Here is a 21,791-nt window from a genome sequence, read left to right as displayed (position 1 = left end):
TCCGCTGCGAGGTGAGAGCCAGGGTGACGAAGAATCGGGTGGCTGGGACCGGAAGGGGAACGTTCCCTGATCGCCGGAATGTGGATTAACGTACGGGAGGCCAACTTGCCCTGCAAGCACGGCTGTTTCGTTTAGCTTCCCCGTGCTGCCAGGAGCGAGCGCCAAGTCGAGGAGTGGAGTCATGACGATCGCGGACGAACTGCTGCCGCTTGCCGGGCTGCCGGAACTCACCATCTCTCCCGCGGAAATCCGGCGCGCCCGGGAGCTGCGGATGGAACGGGCACTGGACGTCGACCTCGCCGACGCCGTGATCACCCGCGTCGAGCGCCAGGCCGCGGTCGCGGACCGGCCCGCCGTCAGGGACGGGCTCCGTGCACTCAGCTACTCCGAACTGGCCGCGGAGGCCCGCCGAACCGCCACCCTGCTGGAGCGGGCGGGCGTCGCCGCCGGCACGGTCGTCGCGGTCGGAGGAGCCCGCGGCGCACATGTGATCTCCGCCTTCCTCGCCCTGGAACTCCTGGGCGCCGTCTACGTCCCCGCCGACGCGAACTGGCCGCGGCAGCGCGTCACGGATGTCCTCGGCCAGTCCGGGGCAGTGCTGTTGCTCTGCACCGACCCCGGCCCGGTCACACCTGCGCTCGCCGAGGGCGCACGGGCCGCGGGCGCAGCATTCATCAGCGCCTCCGCCGCCGCCGACTGCCCCCCGTGGCAGGGGCCCGCGCGGTTGGAGAGCCCCGACCAGCCGCGCTACATGCTCTTCACCTCCGGTTCCACCGGCCGCCCCAAGGGCGCCGTCGTCGAGCACCAGGGCATGATCAACCACCTGTACGCCAAGATCGTGGATCTGGGGATGACCGAGGACGACGTCCTCGCGCAGACCGCCCCGCTCGGCTTCGACATCTCGGTCTGGCAGATGCTCTGCCCACTCCTCAACGGGGGCCGGGTCAGCGTCATCAGCGACGAGATCGCCTACGACTCGGTGGCGTTCGCAGGCGTGGTCGAGGACCATGGGGTCACGGTCGTCGAGCTCGTACCCACCATGGTGAGGCTGCTGCTCGACGATCTCGCCGCAACCCCCGACGGCGGGTGGCTCGCCGGCCTGCGCTGGATGCTCGCCACCGGCGAGGAACTGCCCACCGAGGTGGCCAGACGCTGGCTGACCGAGATGCCGCATGCCGGGCTGCTGAACGCCTACGGACCCACCGAGTGCTCCGACGACGTCACCCACCACAGGGTCGTCACCGGCGACCTGGCACTGAACCGGCTGCCGATCGGCGCACCGGTGATCAACACCCAGCTCTACGTGCTGCGCCGGGACGACGACGGCTGGCACGCCTGCGAACCCGGCGACACCGGCGAGCTGTTCGTCGGTGGCACCGGCGTGGGCCGCGGCTACACCGGCGACCCCGAAAGGACCCGCGAGGCGTTCTTCAGGGACCCCGTCGGAACGACCCCCACCGGGCGGCTGTACCGCACGGGCGACGCCGTGACGGTCCTGCCGCAGGGCGCGCTCCAGTACCTCGGACGCGTCGACCGGCAGGTCAAGATCGCCGGTGTGCGGATGGAGCTGGGCGAGATCGAGGCCGTCCTCCAGCGCCACCCGAGCGTCGCCGCCGCAGCCGTCGTCGTCCACGACTTCGCGTGACGCCGCCGGGGCGGCGCGCGGGGGGACGCACCGGACCCACGGAGACCGCTTCCGGGTCCCGCGGTGCGCCCGCCGCGGCGCCGTTCACCGCACCCCCGACCCCGAGACCGGAACCAACCGCCCTGCGAGGGAGCTGCTCCATGCCGGTGACCCCACCGACGTACCACTCGATCACCGAGGCGCAGATGATGCCGCGCCTGATCCGGCTCGGTCCCAACCTGTACGGTGCGGTCTTCACCCTGATGAAGCTGCTCCCCGCCACCTACATCCTCCGCCACGCCGACCAGCGCGGCGAGCTGGGGCGGGACACCGTCATCGTGGAGACCACGTCGGGCACGTTCGGCCTCGCGCTGGCGATGCAGGCGGCACTGATGCGACGCGAGCTGATCCTGGTCAGCGACCCCGCCATCGACGACAATCTGCACCGGCGCCTCGTCGACCTCGGGGCGAAGGTCGAGATCTGCCTGGAGCCCGCCGACGTCGGTGGCTTCCAGGAGGCGCGGCTGCGCCGTCTCGCGGAGGTCCGCGCCGGGCTGCCCGACACCTTCTGCCCCGAGCAGTACACCAACCCGGACAACCCCCGCTCCTACGGAGTCGTCGCCGAGCAACTCGTCCGGACGCTCGGACGGGTCGACTGCGTCGTCGGGCCGGTCGGCTCGGGCGGCTCGATGTGCGGCACCGTACGGGGCCTGCGCGAACACACCCCGCAGACCGTCGCGCTCGGCGTCGACACCCACCACAGCGTGCTGTTCGGCCAGCCCGACGGGCCGCGCCCCCTGCGTGGCCTCGGCAACAGCCTCTGGCCCGCCAACCTCGACCACAGTGTCTTCGACGAGGTCCACTGGTGCACGGCCGCCGAGGCGTACCTGATGACACGCAGGCTGCACGCCCGGCACGCCCTGTTCCAGGGGCCCACCAGCGGCGCCGCCTACCTGGCCGCACGGTGGTGGTCCGAGAGGCACCCGGACGAGACCTGCGTGGTGCTCCTGCCCGACGAGGGCTACCGCTACCAGGCCACCGTCTACGACGACGCATGGCTCGACGAGAACGGCTACCGGCTCGACCGGGCCGGCGAACCGGAGGGCCCCGTCACCGTCGGCTCACCCGCCGAGGTCCACGACCGCTGGACCAGGATGCCCTGGGGACGCCGCGGCTACGCGGACATACCCGGTGCCGTGGACCGCCCGACGCACACCCACAGCGAACGGACCCTCACATGACGGCCACCACCGGACGGCTCACCCGCACCCTGGGGCCGCGCACCCGCCGCGTCGTCTACGGCGAGCCGGGACCCGAGGAGATCCGTGCCGAACTCGAGCCCATCAGCACTATCGACCTCGCACACGTGGTGATGCTGACCGAGACCGGGCTGCTGCCCGGCGAGGCGGCCGCCGCGCTCCTCACCCGCATCCGGGCCCTGCGCGACACCGGATTCCGCGATCTGTACGGCATGGACGCGCCACGCGGCCTCTACCTCATGTACGAGGGCCGGCTGATCACGGAACTCGGTCCCGACGTCGGCGGCAAACTGCACACCGGCCGCTCCCGCAACGACATCAAGGCCACCACCACCGCGATGCGGCTGCGCACCGAACTACTCGACCTGCTCGGTGAGCTGCTGCGCCTCCAGGCCGTGCTGCTCGCCCGAGCCCGCGCCCACCGCAACGCCCTGATGCCGGTCTACACACACTTCCAGCCCGCGATGCCGATCAGCTACGGCTACTACCTCGCGGGCATCGCGACCGCACTCGACCGCGACGTCACCGCGCTCCGGCACGCCGTCGAGGAGCTCGACCGCTGTCCCCTCGGCGCGGGCGCCGTCGCGGGGACCGACCTGCCCATCGACCCCGAGCGCACCGCCTCACTGCTCGGCTTCGACGAGCCGCCGCTGCACGCGATCGACGCCGTCGCGTCCCGCGACACCGTGCTGCGCGCCCTCGCGGCCACCGCTTCCGCCGGGCTGACGCTCAGCAGGCTCGGAACCGACCTGCAGCTGTGGAGCACCCAGGAGTTCGGCTTCCTCGCCTTCCCCGAGCGGCTCGTCGGGGGCAGCTCCGCGATGCCGCAGAAGCGCAACGCCTTCCTCCTGGAGCACCTCAAGGCGAAGGCCGCACCGGCCGTCGGCGCGTGGACGGCTGCCGCCGCCGCCATGAAGTCGACGCCCTTCACCAACTCGATCGAGGTCGGCAGCGAAGCGGTCGCCGTGGCCTGGCCGGCCTTCGCCGCCGTACGGGACGGAGTCCTGCTCGCACAGGTCCTCGTCATCGGCGCCCGCCCCGACACGGGGCGCATGGAACAGCGCGCCCGGGAGGGCTTCGTGACCGCGACCGTGATCGCCAACCAGATGGTCGCCCAGGGGGTGCCGTTCCGCACGGCACACCACGCCGTCGGCGCGGCTGTCCGCGAAGCCGTCGAGGCCGGCCGTACCGAACTCACCGAAGTCGCCTTGCCCGAAGGTGAGTTCGGTGGTGCGGGCAGCAAACTCCCCACCCTCCGCGAGGCCGTTGACAGCCACGACCGAGGAGGCGGCCCCGGTGCCTGCGACCGGGTCGTACGTACGCTGCGGCGGCGTCTGGCCTCGGACGGGGACTGGCTGGCGTCCCGGCGGGACCGGCTGCGGGAGTCGCGGGTCCGGCTCACCGCGGCCGTCGACACCGTCCTCGCCGCGCACGGGCCGGACGTTACGGCAACGGACGGCACGGTCACCGACCGCACGGGGGAATCCGCATGACCTGGTTCGCACTGCTGGAGAGCAACACCACGGGAACGGGGCGTGAGTTCTGCGTCCGCGCACGCGCCCGCGGCATGCGGCCGGTGCTGCTGACCCGGGACCCGGGCCGCTACCCGTACGTGGCCGAGGACGGCATCGACACACGGGTGCTGGACACCGGCGACCTCGGAGCCGTCCTCGACACCTGCACCGCACTCGCCGCCGACGGTGGCCTCTCCGGGCTCGTCTCCAGCTCCGAGTACTTCGTCGCACCGGCCGCCCACGCGGCCGCCAAGCTGGGTCTGCCCGCCGCCGACGGCGACGCAGTCGACCGCTGCCGGGCCAAGGACACCCAGCGCCTGGCCCTGGAGGCCGGGGGAGTGGCGGTGCCCGCCTTCCGGAGCGTGGAGACCGTGGCGGACGCGGGGCACGCTGCCGACGCACTCGGATACCCGGTGGTCCTCAAGCCCACCACCGGCTCCGGCTCGGTCGGCGTACGGCTGTGCCGCGACGGCGACGAGACCCGTCAGTGGGCCGGTGAGCTCCTCGGCCGGGCCACCGACGAGCGCGGCAATCCCGTGCCGACGAGGATTCTCGTCGAAGTGGCCGTCGAGGGACCGGAGTTCTCCGTCGAGACCTTCGACGGCGCTGTCGTCGCCGTCGTCGCCAAGCACCTCGGCCCCGAGCCCTACTTCGTCGAGACCGGTCACGACATCCCCGCTCCCGTACCCGACGCGACGGCTGCTGCGCTCGCGGACACCACGCTGCGCAGCCTTGCGGCCCTCGGCCTGGCGTGGGGCGCCGCCCACACCGAACTGCGGCTGTCCGGCGGGCGGCCGGTCGTCATCGAGGTCAATCCGCGCCTCGCGGGCGGCATGATTCCCGTCGCGGTGCGTGCGGCGCTCGGCATCGACCTCGTCGACTCCGTCGTCGCCCTGGCGGCGGGGCAGCAGCCGGATGCCGCGGGCTCCGGCGCGGGGCACGCGGCCGTCCGCTTCCTGCGTGCCGGGCAAGAGGGACGGATCGTCGCAGTCGACGGAGTCGAGGACGCGCTCGCGGGCCCAGGCGTCGTCACCGTACGGGCCGGAGTCGCCGCAGGCGGCGTCGTCCGGCTCACGAACTCGTTCCAGGACCGGCTGGCCCTGGTCGTCTCCGAGGGGCCGGACACCGACAGCGCCACGCGCGGCGCCGAGGCCGCTCTCCGGCAGATCCGCATCCGCTTCGAAGTCCCGGCATCGCCGGCAGCACCGCACGCCCAGCAGGACACACCGGAAAACGGACTGGAAGAAGGAGCCGGGGACCGATGACCGATCACAGCCCGAACAGCCAGGCGTTCACCAGCATTCCCCGTTGGACCGCACCGGCCGGCGGCGGCGAGGGTACCGGCACGCACGAACAGCGACTGCCGGACGCACTGGCCGCGAAGCTACGGGAAACGGCGGGCCGGCTGGGCCGCCCGCTGCCGGACCTGCTGCTCGCCGCGCACGCGCGTGTCCTGGCCACGCTCGTCAGCGAGACCGAACTGACGATCGGCCACCTCGCCGCGCCGGGGGCTGCCGAGACCACGCTGCACCTCGTGGTGGAACCCGGCACCTGGACGGAGCTGATACGCACCGCCGCCGGGGCCACCGGGACCCGGCACCGGACGGCGACGACGCCCGAGGCCGTCATCGACCTGTCCGGGCTTGCCCCCGGCGATGCCCAGCGGGCCGGCGGTGCCGGTCCCGGGCAGGACGCGACCCTGCGCGCGGGGGCCGTGCTGCGCCTCGCCTGGGCGCAGGACACCGGTGCCGGGCTCGCACTGCGGGTGCTGTACGACCGCGCGGCGCTCGACGGGGAATACGCCGAGCGGCTCGCCGGCTACCACCTCGCCGCGCTGCGTTCGCTGGCCGCCGGTCCGGACACGCGCCACGACAGGGAGAACCTGCTGTCCGGCGACGAGATCGAAACCCAGCTCCACGGCCTGGCCGGCCCGCGCACCGGGATTCCCGCGCGCACCTTCACCGACTTCTTCCAGGACCGGGTGCGCAGCGCCCCCGACGCGCTTGCGGCCGTCCACGGCACGCGGCACTGGACGTACGCCGAACTCGACGCAAGGGCCAACCGCGTCGCGCACGCACTGCTGGCCGCGGGACTGGCGCCCGAGGACGTCGTCGCCGTCGTCATGGACCGCACCCTGGACTGGATCGCCGCCGCGATCGGCGTGTTCAAGGCGGGCGGCGTATACCTCCCCGTGCGACCCGACTTCCCCGCCGACCGCGTCGCGGCCCAACTCGACCGCAGCGGCTGCGCCTTCGCCCTCACCGAGCCCGGCAGCGAGCAGCTCGTGCGCCAGGCCTCCGCGGCCGTCACCACACCGCCCCGTGAGCTGTCCGTCCCGCGCATCCACGCCGAGGAAGGCCCGGCCCACCCGCCCGAGGTGACGGTGGACCCCGGGCAGTCGGCGTACATCTACTTCACCTCCGGTTCCACCGGTGCGCCCAAGGGCGCCCTGTGCGAGCACGTGGGCATGGTCAACCACCTCAACATGAAGATCGAGGACCTGGAGATGGGGGAGGGGCCCGGCGAGGTCGTCACCCAGACCGCCTCGCAGTGCTTCGACATCTCCCTGTGGCAGTTCGCCGCCCCCCTCATGGTCGGCGGCACGGTCCGCGTCGTCGACACCGAGGCACAGCTGGACATCGACGGCTTCCTCGACGAGATCGTCGAGGGACAGGTGACGGTGACCCAGATCGTTCCCTCGTACCTGGAGGTCCTCCTCACCCACCTGGAACAGCACACACGCGACCTCGGCGTGCTGCGCTTCGTCTCGGTGACCGGTGAGGCGCTCAAGTACGAGCTGGTGCAGCGCTGGTTCGCGGTCTTCCCGCACATCAAGCTGAGCAACGCCTACGGCGCCACCGAGGTCTCCGACGACACCATGCACGAGGTTCTCGACGGGCTGCCCGAGCGGGACTTCATCACCGTCGGCCGCTCCCTGCGCAACGTCAACACGTACATCCTCGACGAGAACCTCGGGCTCGTGCCGCTGGGTTCCCCCGGGGAGATCGCCTTCTCCGGCATCTGCGTCGGCCGCGGCTACATCAACGACCCGGAGCGCACCCGGCAGGCGTTCGTGTCCGACCCGTTCCGCAGCGACACCCGGATGTACCGCACGGGGGACTTCGGGCGCTGGCTGCCCGAGGGCCGCATCGAGTACCTGGGCCGTCGGGACGAACAGGTGAAGATCCGCGGCTTCCGCATCGAGATCGGCGAGATCGAGAACAAGCTGCTGGCGCTGCCCGGCATCAGGGAGGCCGCGGTCGTCATCGACGGCTCCCGCGAACCGCGCCATCTCGTCGCCTTCTTCAGCTGCGCCGACGGCATCACCACGGAGCAGGCACGCGACCATCTCGCGGGACTGCTGCCCGAGTACATGGTGCCCACCTACTTCCACCAGCTGGAGCGCCTCCCGCTCACGGAGAACGGCAAGGTCGACAAGAAGGGCCTGGAACGGCTCGCCGGCCCGCTGGGCCACGGCGGTGCCACCTACGCGGCTCCCAGTACCCCCGCCGAGCGGCGCCTGGCGACACTGTGGGCCGAGGTGCTCGGCGTTCCGCTGGAGCGGATCGGGCGCAGTGACAGCTTCTTCGACCTGGGCGGCACCTCACTCGCCGCCGTACGCCTCCTCATCCACCTCGACCGTGCCCTGACCCTCAAGGACCTGGTCGCCCGGCCCGTCCTGGCCGACCTCGCGGAGGCCCTCACCGCCCGCGAGAGCGGAGCGGAGCGGACCGCCGACGCGGAGCGGGGCGTGCCCCGGCTGCTCCAGCCCCTGGCGACCGTACGGGCGCCGCACCACACGCTCGTCTGTTTCCCCTATGCGGGCGGCAACGCCCTGAACTTCCGTTCCCTCGCCGCCGAGCTGGCCCGGGACGGCGTCGCCGTACTCGGTGTCGAACTGCCCGGCCACGACTTCACCGGGGACGCCGAGCCCATGGAGGACGTGCCGGCCATCGCCCGCCGGGTGTGCGAGGAGATAGCCGAGCACGTGTCCACGCCCGTCCTGCTGTGGGGACACTGCGCGGGCGCCGCGCACGCGCTGGGAACGGCCCGGCTGCTCCAGGAGACGGGGACCCCGGCGGAGCGGGTGTTCATCGGCGCCCTCCTGCTGGAGAGCGACGAGGCACTGCGGGCGGAGATGGCGGAAGTCGAAGGCGCCGACACCCAGGCGCTGCTCGGCCGGCTGCGCGCCGACAACGCCTACATCGAGCTCGACGAGCTCAAGCCCGAGCGGGCGGACGTCGTCGGCCGCGCCTATCGGCACGACGTCCTCACCTCGAACACCCATCAGCTCCGGATCCGCGACAACCCGCAGGACCACCGCATCGACGCCCCCGTCGACGTGGTGATCGCCTGGGACGACGCGTCGACCGCGCGGTTCGCCGAGGCCCACGGGGAGTGGAAGACGGTCTCCGACCGGGTCGTCCTGCACGAACTGGAGGATGGTGGCCACTATTTCGCCAGTACCCGCTCGGCGCGCACGGCGGGCCTCGTGAGAGCCGCCTGCGAAGCACGTGAGTGACGGTCCGGGCAACGGAGGAGAAGGCACTCAGATGCTCCGAACACTCAAGGGCGGTCCCGACTGCCACCGGCCGGCCGCCACGGGGGTCAGCGCGGCCTTCGGCACCTTCGGCGAGCTGCTCCAGGGAGTCCTGCCCGAGGACGACGGGGACTTCCTGGTGACCCTCCCGGTGGCGCGCTGGAGCATGGCCCGCTTCACCTTCGACCCGGGAAGCGACATGACGTCGGTCCGGCCGCAGCACAAGCACAAGGCGTTGCGGCTCGCGTCCATGATCCTGGAGGACACCGGGCTTGCCGGCGGCGGGGAGCTCACGATCGAGAGCCAGCTGCCCGAGGGGAAGGGCCTGGCCAGTTCGTCGGCGGACCTGGTGGCCACGGCGCGCGCCGTGGCCAACGCCCTCAGTGAGCCGATGCCGCCGCGGCGCATCGAGTCCTACCTCGCCCGGATCGAGCCGACGGACGGGGTGCTCTACCCGTCGATCGTCGCCTACCACCACCGCAGCGTGCGGCTGCGCGCCCTGCTGGGTTCGCTGCCCGCGATGACGGTCGTCGGAGTGGACGAGGGCGGGGAGGTCGACACCGTCGACTTCAACGCTCTCCCCAAGCCGTTCACGACCGCCGACAAGCGGGAGTACGAGCGGCTTCTCGCTCGCCTGACACACGCAGTGTCCCGTCGCGACCTGGCCGAGGTCGGCCGGGTCGCGACGGCGAGCGCCCGGATGAACCAGGTGCTGCGCCACAAGTGGTCACTGCCGGCCATGGTCGGCATCTGTGAGTCGGCGGGCGGGCTGGGCGTCGTGGCCGGGCACAGCGGAACGACGCTGGGGATCCTGCTGGACGCCGGGGCTCCCGACTATCCGGCGCAGCTCGCCGCGGCCGCCCAGTCCTGCCAGCGGCTGACCGGGAACCTCATGATCTACCGCACGCTGACGTTCGACTGATGTCCCGGGGCCGCCGGGCGCCGCATGGGCGCCCGGCGGCCCCGGGACATCAGGGACGGAACGGGGTGCCGAGACCCACCACGATCTCGCGCTCGCCCTTGTACGGCTCCCGGTCGTGGGCGACCCGCAGGTTGTCCACGACCAGCAGATCCCCGCGCTGCCACGGCTCGCGCACCGTGTGCTTCTCGTACACCTCGTTGATGTGGTCCACCGTCGCCCGGTCGAGACCCGCCCCGTCCCCGGAGAACGTGTTGAACGGCAGGCTCTCGGGGCCGAGCTCACTGAGGAGGTAGTCGCGTACCTCCGGCGCCATCGTCCACTCGTTCAGGAACGCGATCTGGTTGAACCAGCAGCGCTCCCCGGTGTCCGGATGGGTGAGGACGGCCGGACGTGTCTGGCGGGTGGTCAGCGCACCGTCGTCGTGCCAGCGCGCCTGCACTCCGTTGGCCGCGCAGTAGCGTTCGACCTCGGTCCTGTCGGCGGTACCGAAGGCCTCCTGCCAGGAAGTGCCGACGTACGGGTTGTAGTGCCGGTCGAGCCGCCAGCCGTGCCGCTCGAAGCGGTCGATCAGTCCGGACGGCAGGTCGGCGAGCACCGCGGAGCTGTCGGCGAGGGCCGTGACGCCGCCGGCCGCGGGCGGCGTCACACAGGCGAAGGCCAGCAGCCGCGGGACCTCGGCGGCGTAACTCAGCTCGTGGTGCATGCACATGGGCTGGTCGGCCGGCCAGTGCGTGGACGAGTAGATCCCGTCCTCGTAGTGGTCACGCGGGGCGAACGCCTCGCGCTCGGACATGGGGCTGCCGAGGACGGCGCGGACGGCGGCGATCGCCGCGTCCCGGCCGTCGACGGGCAGGCCCCGGACGAGAACGGCTCCGTGCGCGGCCACGGCCGCGTCGATCTCCGCGCGGTGCCCGGCGATCCACGTCGACGGGCCCTCGGGGCCGTTGCCCGCGTCGGCTTCCAGGCGGGCAGGGAAGAGGTGCTCGGTCATGTGAGGAACTCCGTCAGTTCGGCTGGGACTGAGGCTGATCGGACTGGTGGGCGAACTGGGTGCGGTACAGGGTCGCGTAGAGCCCTTCGAGAGCGAGCAGCTCGTCGTGCCTCCCGCTCTCGCGTATGCGGCCGTCCTTGATGACGAGGATCTGGTCGGCCTCGCGGATGGTGGACAGCCGGTGCGCGATCACGAGTGAGGTACGGCCGTGCAACGCGGTCTGCAGGGCCCGTTGGATCGCGGCCTCGGACTCGGAGTCCAGGTGTGCCGTCGCCTCGTCCAGTACGACGATGGGCGGGGCCTTCAGCAGCAGCCGTGCCAGCGCGATCCGCTGCTTCTCACCGCCGGACATCCGGTAGCCGCGGTCGCCGACGACGGTGTCCAGGCCGTCGGGGAGCGTCGTGACGGTGTCCCAGATCAGCGCGGCCCTGCAGGCCTCGATCAGCTCTTGTTCGCCGGCGCCGGGGCGTGCGTACTCCAGGTTGGCGCGCAGCGTGTCGTGGAAGAGGTGCGCGTCCTGGGTCACGACGCCGATCGCGTCCCGCAGCGACTGGAGCGTCAGATCGCGGGTGTCGTGGCCGTTGATCCGGACGGCGCCCTCGGTGACGTCGTACAGCCGGGGCACGAGCTGGGTGATGGTGGTCTTGCCCGCTCCCGACGGGCCGACGAGCGCGGTGAGGCTTCCGGTCGGGACGGTGAAGCTCAGATCGTGCAGCACCCAGTCGTCGTCGGGGCCCGCGGGCCCGCTCGCCGTGGTGGACTCCAGCGAGGTCAGCGAGACCTCGTCGCCCGCGGGGTAGCGGAACGAGACGTGGTCGAACTGGACGCCGTGTGCCGCCTCCGCGGGGGTGCGGGGCGCCGGAACCGGGGCCGGTCGCTGCGAGGGGAGTTCCACGGCGTCCGCCCGCTCGGTGATCAGGGGCTTCAGATCGAGGAGTTCGAAGATCCGGTCGAAGCTCACCAGGGCGGTCAGCACGGTCACCTGCATGTTGGACAGATCGTTGACGGGCCCGTAGAGCCGGAGCAGCAGGGCGACCATGGCGACCAGCGTGCCCAGTTCGAGTGTGCCCTCGATCGTCAGCCAGCCGCCCAGGCCGTACACCAGGGCCGTGGTCAGGCCGGTCAGCACCGTGAGGACGATGAAGAGGATCCGGCCGTAGACGACCCGGGTGGCCACGATGTCGCGGACGCGTCCGGCGCGCCGCGCGAACAGCTCGGACTCGGTGGCGGGGCGCCCGTACAGCTTGGCGAGCAGCGCGCCTCCGACGTTGAAGCGCTCGGTCATCATCGAGCTCATCTCGGCGTCCAGTTTCATGGACTCCCGGGTGAGCCGCTGGAGCCTGCGGGAGACCAGCCGCGCGGGGAGCAGGAAGAACGGGATCATGGCCAGCGCGGCGAGGGCTATCTGCCAGGACAGGTAGAACATCGACCCGAGCACCAGCAGCAGCGTGAGCACGGTCGACACGGTCTGGGAGAGCAGGGTCGTCAGCGCCTGCCGGGCCCCGATGACATCGGTGTTGAGCCTGCTGACCAGCGCCCCGGTCTGGGCCCGCATGAAGAACGCCAGTGGCTGCGCGTGGACGTGGTCGAACACGACGGTGCGCAGTTCGTAGACCAGTCCTTCGCCGACCCTGCCCGCGCACCGCGCCTGTGAGAACAGCGCAGCGGCGTCCAGGAGCGACAGGCCGACGGCGCCGAGGCACAGCCAGACCATGAGCTCGGTGTTCTTCGGCAGGATGCCGTCATCGATGATGACCTTGAGGAGGAGCGGGCTCACGGCGGTGACCGCCGCATGCGTGGCGATCGAGAGCACCAGCATCGTCATCGTCCCGCGTTGCCGCAGGGCGTACGGGAGTATGCGGCGCACCGTGCCCGGCCTGATCTTCTGCCGGGTGACGGACTCGTCGTCGAACCGGACACGTTGAGGTCCTGTCCCGTGACGCTGCTGCCTCCTTCCGGGGATCGGCTTCCGCGTCATGGTCAGCTCCCTCGCCTTCAGTAGGAGTGGTGAGGAGTCATCAGGGGTGGGGCGGTGTTTCAGTGCTTCTCGAAGAACTCGGTGATCGCCGTGTTGACGGCTTCCGGGCGTTCCAGATTGCCGAGGTGGCCGGCGTCGCGGATCTCGACGAAGTCGCAGTCGGGGATCGCGTTGGCCACCTCGGCGACCAGATGCGGCGGGCAGATCACGTCGTCGGAGAAGGCGACGGCCCGGCAGGGCACCGTGATCTCGCGCAGTGACGCACGGCGGTCCCCGCCGTGGGACACCCACGCCTGACCGTCGGCCGCGTTGTGGCCGCCGCTGAGTTCGAACACTTCGAGCCAGGGCGCGATGGCGTCCGGATCGTTCATGGTCGTGGGGGACAGCATCTCCAGCATCGTCCTGACGGCGTGGTACTTGGACGGCAGCTCGATGCCCTTCTCGCGCAGTGCCTGCTCGGCGGCGAGCATCGCGCTGCGGGCCGTGTCCGAACGCGCCCTGGTCGCGAGCAGAACCGCGGACCGCACCAGGTGGGGGGAGCCGATCGACAGCTCCTGCGCGATCATCGAGCCCATGGACGTCCCGACGATGCGGCACGGGCCCAGGTCCAGGGCCTCGATCAGCCCCTTGGTGTCGGCGACCATGTCGGCGAGCGTGTACTTCCCGGGCGGCGCGTCGGAGGATCCGATGCCCCTGTTGTCGAAGACGACAGTCTCGTATCCCGCCTCGTGCAGGGCAGGAGTCTGGTGGAGGGACCAGACGTGGCCCGCCGCTCCCGAGCCCATGATGAGGAGCACCGGCTCACCTCGGCCCGTGCGCTCGTAGCCGAGCCGGACTCCGTTGGCGCTGATGAAAGGCATGCTCTTCCCGGGATTCGTAGGAATGACGGAGGCACTGAATGGCCGTTCCGGAATGCTGGTGGCCGGCGGAACTCTGGCACCGCGGGCTGAGCCGATCAAGACATATCATTTCCCTCCCTCCTTTCCCGAGTGTTCAACTGCGGCCACGGCACAGTTGAACAGCACTGCTGTGTGGGGGCGCTCCATGAGGTATGGAAGCGGTGACGGGTGACCGGCGTTGACGTGGCGCGCATACGGAGAGGCATACTGCTCCCAGGCATGGCCTTCGCCGTAATGGCCCTTGCCGTGTCCCTTACTGATCGAGACCGCTAACGCGACCTGCCGAAGCGTACTCCCGTCATGAACCCCTGAGAGAGGACAACGAGGTGACGAATCCGTTTGAAGACCCGGACGCCAATTACCTGGTCCTGGTCAACGACGAGGGCCAGCACTCGCTCTGGCCGATATTTGTCGAGGTGCCCGAGGGCTGGGAGACGGCATTCGGCGAGGCCGGCCGTCAGGAATGCCTCGACTACATCGAGAAGAACTGGACCGATATGCGGCCCAAGAGCCTCATCAGGGCGATGGAGCAGGCTTAGGGAATCCCCGCCCCGGTTCACAACCCGCAGGCAGGTCCTGAAGAATTCTCATCACGCATGCCTGATAAAGCTCATCACGCATGAATGAATGAGCGGGTGTTTTCCTCGGTGACGCGTGATGTCAGGGGCAGTGGCAGAAATCGGGCCATTGCCCCTGATCCTCGGCAGAAGGACGTCCAGGTCTTCCGGTCATTCCGTCGGAACCGGGGATCTTCCCGGTTCCCGCAGCAAAAAGTGAGAAGGGCTGGCCTTGCTCCCCGGCGCTAGCGACACCCCCGTGATCCTGAAAGCCGCCTCGGAGGCCCTGGGCGAGCAGTTGACCGAGCCCGTCGAGCTCAGCCGCGGCCGAAGCACCGTGGTCCGCTGCCGCGACAACCGGGGCGGCACCTTGATCGTCAAGTCGTACGCCGCCGCGGAGGACTTCGCCGCCGAGGCCTCCGGGCTCGAACTCGCTTCCCGCGGACCGAGACTGCTCGCGGTGGACGCCGACCGCGCGCTCATCGTCATGACCGATCTCGGTAACGCGCCGAGCCTTGCCGGTCTTCTGCTCGGCGATGACGCGGACGCGGCCCGGGCCGGGTTGTTCCAATGGGCGCGAGGCCTCGGTCAGCTCGCACGGGGTGCCCACGGGCGTCGGGCCGAACTCAACGCGCTGCGGCGCAGATACGGCCTGGACCCGTCCTCGCTGCAGGAGGTGAACTTCCCCCTCAGGCACGTCCGCAAGCTCGGTGAGCGCCTCGCAGGGGTGGGGATCACTCCTCCGGATGGACTGGACGCCGACATCGCCGATATCGCGAAGCTGGAGAACGACGGGTATCCGGGATTCAGTCCGGGCGACACATGCCCCGACAACAACCTCCTCACAGCGTCGGGTCTGCAGCTCCTGGACTTCGAGGACTCCGGATTCCCGTCCGTCTTCCTGACCGCCGTGTACTGCCGCATGCCGTTCCCCAGCTGCTGGTGCTCCTTCCGGCTGGAACCGTCCCTCGCCGGCGCTGTCGAAGAGGCCTTCCGCACGGAGCTGCTGCCCGTCTACCCGGATCTCGGGGACGACCGGCTCTGGCACGCCGGAGTGCGGCGGGCCGTCGGCGCCTGGACGGCGAGCACGATGCTGCTGTTCCCTGAGGCCCTCGCAGGGGACCGGAAGCTGAACGGCCGCGGCGGGCCGTCGCCGACCGTGCGACAGCTCATGGTCCACCGGTGTACGGAGCTGCGCCGGGAGCTCGCTCCGGTGGGCGAGCTCCCGGCCCTGGCCGAGACCGCCGCCCTGCTCCTGGAGCGGGCCGCGAAGGAGTGGCGCACCCCACCCCTGCCCCCGTTCCCCGCCTTCGCCTGACCACGGCACGAGCGGCCCCGAAGATCACGTTCCGCCGCTGCGCATAAGGTGGCCGGATGCAGGAGCAGTACCGGACAGTCGCCCGTGCGGGCGTGCACGAGACCGAGATCAACCGCTCGCGCTTCATCTGCGCGCTGGCCCCCGCCGCCACCGAGCAGGAGGCGCAGGACTTCGTCGCACGCATCCGCAGGGAACACCCGACCGCCTCGCACAACTGCTTCGCGTACGTGATCGGCGCCGACGCCTCCGTCCAGAAGGCCAGTGACGACGGCGAGCCGGGAGGCACCGCGGGCGTCCCCATGCTCCAGATGCTGACGCGCCGCGAGATGCGGTACGTCGTCGCGGTCGTCACCCGCTACTACGGCGGGGTGAAGCTCGGCGCCGGCGGGCTGATCCGGGCGTACGGGGGAGTGGTCGGCGAGGCCCTCGACGCCATCGGCACCCTCACCCGGCAGCGCTTCCGGATCGCGACGGTCACCGTCGGCCATCAGCGCGCCGGACGGCTGGAGAACGAACTGCGGGCCACCGGACGCAGCGTGCGCGAGGTCCGTTACGCGGAGGCGGTGACCATCGAGATCGGGCTGCCGGACGCCGATGTCGAGGACTTCCGCCGCTGGCTGGCCGACGCGACCGCGGGCGAGGCGGAACTGGAACTGGGTGACGAGGCCTACGGTGACGCCTGAGCCCGTCCGTGGCCGTCCTGCGGCAGCCGCCCCGGGCGCGTCCCCGGTGATGGGAGACTGTGATGCGTGAGGGAACAGGGGCAGGAGTGCGCAGCCGCGCCGGGGACCGGCACCGGGGGTCCGGGCCGGGCCGGCGCACGGGCTGACCGGCAGCGGATGACGAGGAAGCGAAGCATGCGGGTCGGAGCCGGCTCTTGAGGATTCTGCACACATCGGACTGGCACCTGGGGCGGTCGTTCCACCGGGTCTCGCTGCTGGAGGCACAGGCCGCCTACCTCGACCACCTGGTGGACACCGTGCGCGAGCACGAGGTCGACGTGGTGCTCGTGGCGGGTGATGTGTACGACAGGGCGGTGCCGCCGCTCTCCGCCGTGCAGCTCTTCGACGACGCGTTGCACCGTCTCGCGGCCGCCGGTGTGCCCACCGTGATGATCTCCGGGAACCATGACTCGGCCCGCCGGCTCGGCGTCGGCGCGGGACTCATCGGACGGGCCGGCATCCACCTGCGCACCGACCCCGCGCGGTGCGCCACCCCCGTCGTCATCCCGGACGCGCACGGCGACGTGGCGTTCTACGGACTCCCCTATCTGGAGCCCGCCCTCGTCAAGGACGTGTTCCGGGCGGAGCGGGCCGGGCACGAGGCCGTGCTCACCGCAGCCATGGAACGGGTCCGTGCCGATCTCGCGGAGCGGCCCCGCCCGACCCGGTCGGTGGTCCTCGCCCACGCCTTCGTCGCGGGCGGCGAGCCGAGCGACAGCGAGCGCGACATCACCGTGGGCGGGGTGGCGGCCGTCCCCGCAGGGGTCTTCGACGGCGTCGACTACGTCGCCCTGGGGCACCTCCACGGCTGCCAGACGGTCGCCGAGCGCGTCCGCTACTCCGGCTCGCCCCTCGCGTACTCCTTCTCGGAGGCCACCCACCGCAAGACGATGTGGCTGATCGACCTCGACGCCACCGGCGCGATCACCGCGGAGCGGATCGACTGCCCGGTGCCGCGTGCCATCGCCCGGCTCAGGGGCCGGCTCGACGCCCTCCTCGACGACCCCGCCCTCGACCGGCACGAGCACTCCTGGGTCGAGGCCACCCTCACCGATCCGGTCCGGCCGTCCGAGCCGATGGCCCGTCTCCTGAAGCGTTTCCCGCACACGCTCAGCCTGGTCCTCGAACCGGACCGGGCCCCCGACGCCCCGCACACCTCGTACGCCCAGCGGCTGCGGGGACGCGACGACCAGAGCATCGCGGAGGACTTCGTGGCCCATGTCCGCGGCGGCTGCGGGACCGACGAGCACGAGCGGACGGTGCTGCGCGGCGCCTTCGATCACGTACGGGTCGACGACGGTGTGCGCGAGGTGAACCGATGAGGCTCCACACGCTCGCCATCACCGCCTTCGGGCCGTTCGGCACCACCCAGGAGATCGACTTCGACGCGCTCTCCGCAGCCGGCCTCTTCCTGCTGCACGGACCGACCGGCGCCGGGAAGACCTCGGTCCTCGATGCCGTCTGCTACGCCCTGTACGGGGCCGTGCCCGGTGCCCGGCAGAGCCCCGGCACCTCGCTCCGCAGCGACCACGCCCCGGTGGACCTGCCCACCGAGGTCCGGCTCGAACTCACCGTCGGCGGGCGCCGTCTGGAGATCACCCGGCGCCCCGCCCAGCCCCGCCCGAAGAAGCGGGGTGGCGGCCACACCACCGAGAAGGCGCAGAGCTGGCTGCGCGCCCACGACCCCGAGCAGGGCTGGCAGGCGCTGAGCCGGACGCACCAGGAGATCGGTGAGGAGATCACGCAGCTCATCGGTATGAGCCGGGACCAGTTCTGCCAGGTGGTGCTCCTGCCGCAGGGCGACTTCGCCCGTTTCCTGCGGGCGGACGCGGAAGCACGCGGCAGGCTTCTCGGCCGGCTCTTCGACACACGTCGTTTCGCGGCCGTCGAGGAGCGCCTCGCCGATCTCCGCCGGGCCGCCGAGAGCCAGGTCAGGACCGGGGACGAACAGATCCTCGCCCTCGCCCAGCGGATCGCCCAGGCCGCGGGCCCGGCCGGCCGCGAGTGGCCGATGCCCACGCTCCAGCCGGGCGAACCCGGACTCGCCGACGCCGTCCTGGCCTGGGCCGCGACGGCCCGCAGCGGCGCCCGGGAGCGGCTGGACATCGCCGGTTCGGTGCTGTCCGCGGCCGAGAGCAGGCACGCCGCGGCCCGGCAGGCCCTGGACGCCGAACGGGAACTGGCCGGACTGCAGCAAAGGTACGAGGAGACCCGGCGCCGTGCCGCCGCGTCCGAGGCGGGCCGGGCCGCGCACGACGAGGACCGGGAGCAGCTGCGGCGCGCCCGCAAGGCGGACCTCGTCGCCCCTGCCCTCGAACTCCGCGACGACGCCGGGCGCGCCCATCAGCACGCGCGCGCGGCCCGCGACCGCTCCCGGTCCCGGATGCCCGCCACCCTGGCCGACGCGGGTGCCGAACAACTGGCGGCACTGGAACGAGGACTCCGCGAGGAGCTCGGCGGGCTGGACGCCGCACGTCGCGCCGAGCGGCGCAGCGCGGAGATCGACGACGAGCGTGCCGCACTGGAGCGGCAGGCCCGGGCGGACGACGAGCTGATCCGTGACGCCGAGGGCTGGCTGGCCGGCTGGGAGAACACCCGGAGCGGTCTGCACGCCCGCATCGAACAGGCTCAGGAGGCCGTCACCCGCGCCGAACTGCTGGCCGGCCGGCTGGAGCCCGCCCGGCGGCGTCTCGAAGCGGCCCGCCGCAGGGACGCGCTGGCGGACGAGGCGACGTCCGCGCAGGAGCGGCTCGGCACGGCACGCGAGCACGCCCTCGGTACCCGGGAGCACTGGCTCGACCTGCGGGAACGACGGCTGCGGGACATCGCGGCGGAGCTCGCGCGGGAACTCGTCGAGGGCGAGGCCTGCACGGTGTGCGGCTCCGCCGACCATCCGAGGCCCGCGCGCCCCGGGGACGGTCATGTCGACCAGGCGACGGAGGAGGCGGCGGAGGCCGCCCACCGCCGCGCCGAGCAGGCGCGCACGGATGCGGAGCACGCGCTCGGAGCCGTACGGGAACGCTATGCGGCAGCCCGGGCCGAGGCCGTGGGCCCGGCCGACGACGGCGGCACCGGAGGTCCGGCGGACGCGGACGGGCAGCAGGGGGACGCGACGGACGGGGAGCCCGGTCCGACGGTCGCCCGGCTGGCAGCGCTCGTGGACACGCTGACCCGTGAGCACGCGCAGGTGCACCGGACCGCCGCGGGCACGCACGCCGCGCGTGAGGCGCTGGCCGCCGCCGAACGCGAGCAGGCACAGCGGGCCGAGGACCGGCAGCAGGCCGAACGCCGGGCCGCGGCCCGCACGTCCCGGCGCGAGGGCCTCGACCGTGAACAGACCTCCCTGGAAGAGGTGCTGGTCCAGGCGCGTGGCGGGTCGGGCAGCGTCTCCGAGCACGCCGCGCTCCTGCAGAACAGGGTCGCGCTGCTCGTCGAGGCGGCCGGGACGGTGCGCGAGGAGGAGAGCGCGGCAGCCCGGCTCAAGCAGGCCGACGACCGGCTCGCCGACGCCGCGTTCCGGGCCGGCTTCGACACGCCGCAGGCCGCGGCGGCCACCCTGGTCCCCGACTCGGGTCAGCGCGCGCTCCAGCACCGCATAGACGCCTGGCAGGCCGAGGCGGGTGCCGTCGCCGACCGGCTCGCCGAGACCGGGGCCCGTGCCGCCGCGGAACGCGCGCCGGCCGCGCCGGACGTGGCACAGACGGCCCACGACGCGGCCGAACGCCTGCTCCGCGATGCGTCGGCCGCTCTCGCCGCGGCCAGTGAACGCTCCGCCGAACTCGACCGGCTGTCCCGGCGCGCGGCGGACGAGGTGCGCGATCTGGGGCCGGTGCGCGCGGAGTACGAACGCATCGCCCGGCTTGCCGGCCTCGCGGCGGGCACCTCGGCCGACAACGAACGCAAGATGCGGCTCGAGTCGTACGTGCTCGCGGCACGGCTCGAACAGGTGGCGGAGGCTGCCAGCGCCCGGCTCCGCCGCATGTCGTCCGGCCGCTACCAGCTGGTCCACTCCGATGCCCGCGCGGGCGGCCGCCGCGCCGGTCTCGGTCTGCACGTCATCGACGCCTGGACCGGGCACGAGCGCGACACGGCCACCCTCTCCGGCGGCGAGACGTTCTTCGCGTCGCTCGCGCTGGCACTCGGCCTGGCCGACGTGGTCACCGACGAGGCGGGCGGCGTACGGCTGGACACCCTGTTCATCGACGAGGGATTCGGGAGCCTCGACGAGCAGACCCTCGACGAGGTGCTCGACGTACTGGACTCGCTGCGCGAGCGGGACCGCAGCGTCGGCATCGTCAGCCATGTGGGCGATCTCCGCCGGCGCATTCCCGCCCAGCTCGAAGTGGTGAAGGAGCGGAACGGTTCGGCCGTACGGCACCGGGTCGGGGGCGGGACGGGGCTCAGCGACTGACCGCGCGCCTCGGCAGTGGCGAGGAGTAGACGACGCTGGTGGTGACGGAGCCCAGGGCGCCGATCTTCCCGGAGACCGCCTCCAGATGACTCATGGAGCGGGCGGTCACCTTCAGCACGAAGCAGTCGTCGCCGGTGACGTGGTGGGCCTCCAGGATCTCCGGCGTGGTGTCGAGGAGGTCGTGGAACGGCTTGTAGTTGCCGTTCGGATACCGCAGCCGTACGAAGGCGAGGATCGGCAGACCGAGGCGCTCGGGTTCCACCACCGCCGCGTACCCGCTGATGATTCCGGCCTCCTCCAGCCTGCGGACCCGCTCGGTCACGGCGCTCGACGACATGGCGACGGCCCGCGCGAGTTCGGCGAACGACGCGCGCCCTTCGCGCTGCAGGACGTCGAGAATGAGCCAGTCGGTGGCGTCCGGGGAATAGTCGGTCATGCCTAGAGGAAACAGGGGTTTCCCCGGCGGATCAAGAGATGTGCCGGGGATCTCACCTTCCGGCGCGGAGGTGCCGGTCATAGATTTCTGACCATGACTCCGCAGCTCATCGACACCGCCGCCGTCACCGCCACGGCCCCCGCTCCCGCAACCGTCACGAACCGCGTGCTCCGCGTCCCGCCGGCGGCCCCGGCCGCGGCCGCCGCCCACTTCGGAGCCTCGCTCGCGTTCCACGCCGATGTCTCGGACGTGGCGGCGGCCCTGGCGGCCGGCGGTGACCCCGGCTTCGTACTCCTCGACTCCCGCTCGACCGCGTCCTGGGACCAGGGCCACGTCCCCGGGGCGGTGCACCTGCCGACGGCGCTCATCGCGGAGCAGGCCGGGGAGTTGCTCGACCCCGCGGTGCCCGTGGTCACCTACTGCTGGGGACCCGGCTGCAACGGCGCCGCCCGGGCCGCGCTCGCACTCGCCGAACTCGGCTACCGGGTCAAGGAGATGCTGGGCGGTTTCGAGTACTGGGCGCGTGAGGGCTTCGAGTTCGAGACCTGGCAGGGGCGCGAGCGCCGCACGGCCGACCCGCTGACCGCCCCGGCCGGCTCCGACGACTGCGGTTGCTGAAC

At 71.8% G+C, this 21,791-nt stretch carries 16 protein-coding genes; 12 read left to right on the top strand and 4 right to left on the bottom strand.

Features of this window, described 5'->3' with window-relative positions; all coding sequences use genetic code 11:
* The first annotated feature begins 181 nt into the window (after positions 1-181).
* The 6 genes from OG408_RS05810 to OG408_RS05785 all read left to right on the top strand — a co-directional run bounded on the left by OG408_RS05810 (position 182) and on the right by OG408_RS05785 (position 9,859).
* Complete coding sequence (locus OG408_RS05810; protein WP_326668631.1) at positions 182-1,645, top strand: amino acid adenylation domain-containing protein; 1,464 nt, start codon at positions 182-184, stop codon at positions 1,643-1,645.
* Between the two features lie 140 nt (positions 1,646-1,785).
* Positions 1,786-2,865: a cysteine synthase family protein gene (locus OG408_RS05805; RefSeq protein WP_326668629.1), complete on the top strand. Its 1,080-nt coding sequence runs from the start codon at positions 1,786-1,788 to the stop codon at positions 2,863-2,865.
* Complete coding sequence (gene argH / locus OG408_RS05800) at positions 2,862-4,376, top strand: argininosuccinate lyase (RefSeq protein WP_326668627.1); 1,515 nt, start codon at positions 2,862-2,864, stop codon at positions 4,374-4,376. The genes OG408_RS05805 and argH overlap by 4 nt, the downstream gene beginning before the upstream one ends.
* Positions 4,373-5,662 (top strand): ATP-grasp domain-containing protein, encoded by a 1,290-nt coding sequence (locus tag OG408_RS05795; RefSeq protein WP_326668625.1) that lies wholly within the window; start codon positions 4,373-4,375, stop codon positions 5,660-5,662. The genes argH and OG408_RS05795 overlap by 4 nt, the downstream gene beginning before the upstream one ends.
* A complete protein-coding gene (locus tag OG408_RS05790; RefSeq protein ID WP_326668623.1) occupies positions 5,659-8,919 on the top strand; it encodes a non-ribosomal peptide synthetase family protein in 3,261 nt (1,086 codons plus the stop codon). The genes OG408_RS05795 and OG408_RS05790 overlap by 4 nt, the downstream gene beginning before the upstream one ends.
* Positions 8,920-8,950: 31 nt before the next feature.
* Positions 8,951-9,859: a GHMP family kinase ATP-binding protein gene (locus OG408_RS05785; RefSeq protein ID WP_326668622.1), complete on the top strand. Its 909-nt coding sequence runs from the start codon at positions 8,951-8,953 to the stop codon at positions 9,857-9,859.
* Between the two features lie 49 nt (positions 9,860-9,908).
* Here OG408_RS05785 and OG408_RS05780 read toward each other — a convergent pair whose 3' ends face one another.
* Genes OG408_RS05780 through OG408_RS05770 form a run of 3 tightly spaced genes read right to left on the bottom strand, consistent with a single transcriptional unit; the run spans position 9,909 to position 13,688 of the window.
* On the bottom strand, positions 9,909-10,850 hold the full coding sequence (locus tag OG408_RS05780) for a TauD/TfdA family dioxygenase (RefSeq protein ID WP_326668621.1): 942 nt from the start codon (positions 10,848-10,850) through the stop codon (positions 9,909-9,911).
* A gap of 13 nt (positions 10,851-10,863) precedes the next feature.
* Positions 10,864-12,828 (bottom strand): ABC transporter ATP-binding protein, encoded by a 1,965-nt coding sequence (locus OG408_RS05775; protein ID WP_326668620.1) that lies wholly within the window; start codon positions 12,826-12,828, stop codon positions 10,864-10,866.
* Between the two features lie 59 nt (positions 12,829-12,887).
* Positions 12,888-13,688, bottom strand: coding sequence for an alpha/beta fold hydrolase (locus OG408_RS05770; protein ID WP_326668618.1), 801 nt, complete (start codon positions 13,686-13,688; stop codon positions 12,888-12,890).
* Between the two features lie 365 nt (positions 13,689-14,053).
* Between OG408_RS05770 and OG408_RS05765 the strand changes: the two genes are divergently transcribed.
* The 5 genes from OG408_RS05765 (at position 14,054) to OG408_RS05745 (ending at position 20,735) form a co-directional block, all read left to right on the top strand.
* Positions 14,054-14,266 carry an MbtH family protein gene (locus OG408_RS05765; RefSeq protein WP_326668616.1) on the top strand — a complete coding sequence of 71 codons (213 nt, stop codon included), beginning with the start codon at positions 14,054-14,056 and terminating at the stop codon, positions 14,264-14,266.
* A 277-nt stretch (positions 14,267-14,543) separates the two neighbouring features.
* Positions 14,544-15,602 carry a hypothetical protein gene (locus OG408_RS05760; RefSeq protein WP_326668614.1) on the top strand — a complete coding sequence of 353 codons (1,059 nt, stop codon included), beginning with the start codon at positions 14,544-14,546 and terminating at the stop codon, positions 15,600-15,602.
* A 56-nt stretch (positions 15,603-15,658) separates the two neighbouring features.
* Positions 15,659-16,285 (top strand): YigZ family protein, encoded by a 627-nt coding sequence (locus tag OG408_RS05755; RefSeq protein ID WP_266776114.1) that lies wholly within the window; start codon positions 15,659-15,661, stop codon positions 16,283-16,285.
* Positions 16,286-16,479: 194 nt separating this feature from the next.
* Complete coding sequence (locus OG408_RS05750; protein ID WP_326668612.1) at positions 16,480-17,646, top strand: exonuclease SbcCD subunit D; 1,167 nt, start codon at positions 16,480-16,482, stop codon at positions 17,644-17,646.
* Positions 17,643-20,735 carry an SMC family ATPase gene (locus OG408_RS05745; RefSeq protein WP_326668610.1) on the top strand — a complete coding sequence of 1,031 codons (3,093 nt, stop codon included), beginning with the start codon at positions 17,643-17,645 and terminating at the stop codon, positions 20,733-20,735. Before OG408_RS05750 ends, OG408_RS05745 begins: the two co-directional genes overlap by 4 nt.
* Here OG408_RS05745 and OG408_RS05740 read toward each other — a convergent pair.
* Positions 20,725-21,171: an Lrp/AsnC family transcriptional regulator gene (locus OG408_RS05740; protein ID WP_266776108.1), complete on the bottom strand. Its 447-nt coding sequence runs from the start codon at positions 21,169-21,171 to the stop codon at positions 20,725-20,727. The genes OG408_RS05745 and OG408_RS05740 overlap by 11 nt on opposite strands.
* A 93-nt stretch (positions 21,172-21,264) precedes the next feature.
* On the opposite strand from OG408_RS05740, the gene OG408_RS05735 reads away from it, so the two are divergent.
* Complete coding sequence (locus OG408_RS05735) at positions 21,265-21,789, top strand: rhodanese-like domain-containing protein (RefSeq protein WP_326668607.1); 525 nt, start codon at positions 21,265-21,267, stop codon at positions 21,787-21,789.
* Positions 21,790-21,791: the final 2 nt, after the last annotated feature.

This window comes from Streptomyces sp. NBC_01257 (genome assembly GCF_035917255.1).
Taxonomy (GTDB): domain Bacteria; phylum Actinomycetota; class Actinomycetes; order Streptomycetales; family Streptomycetaceae; genus Streptomyces.
Note: the sequence above shows the minus strand (reverse complement) of the source record. Positions and strands in the feature narration are given on the sequence as shown.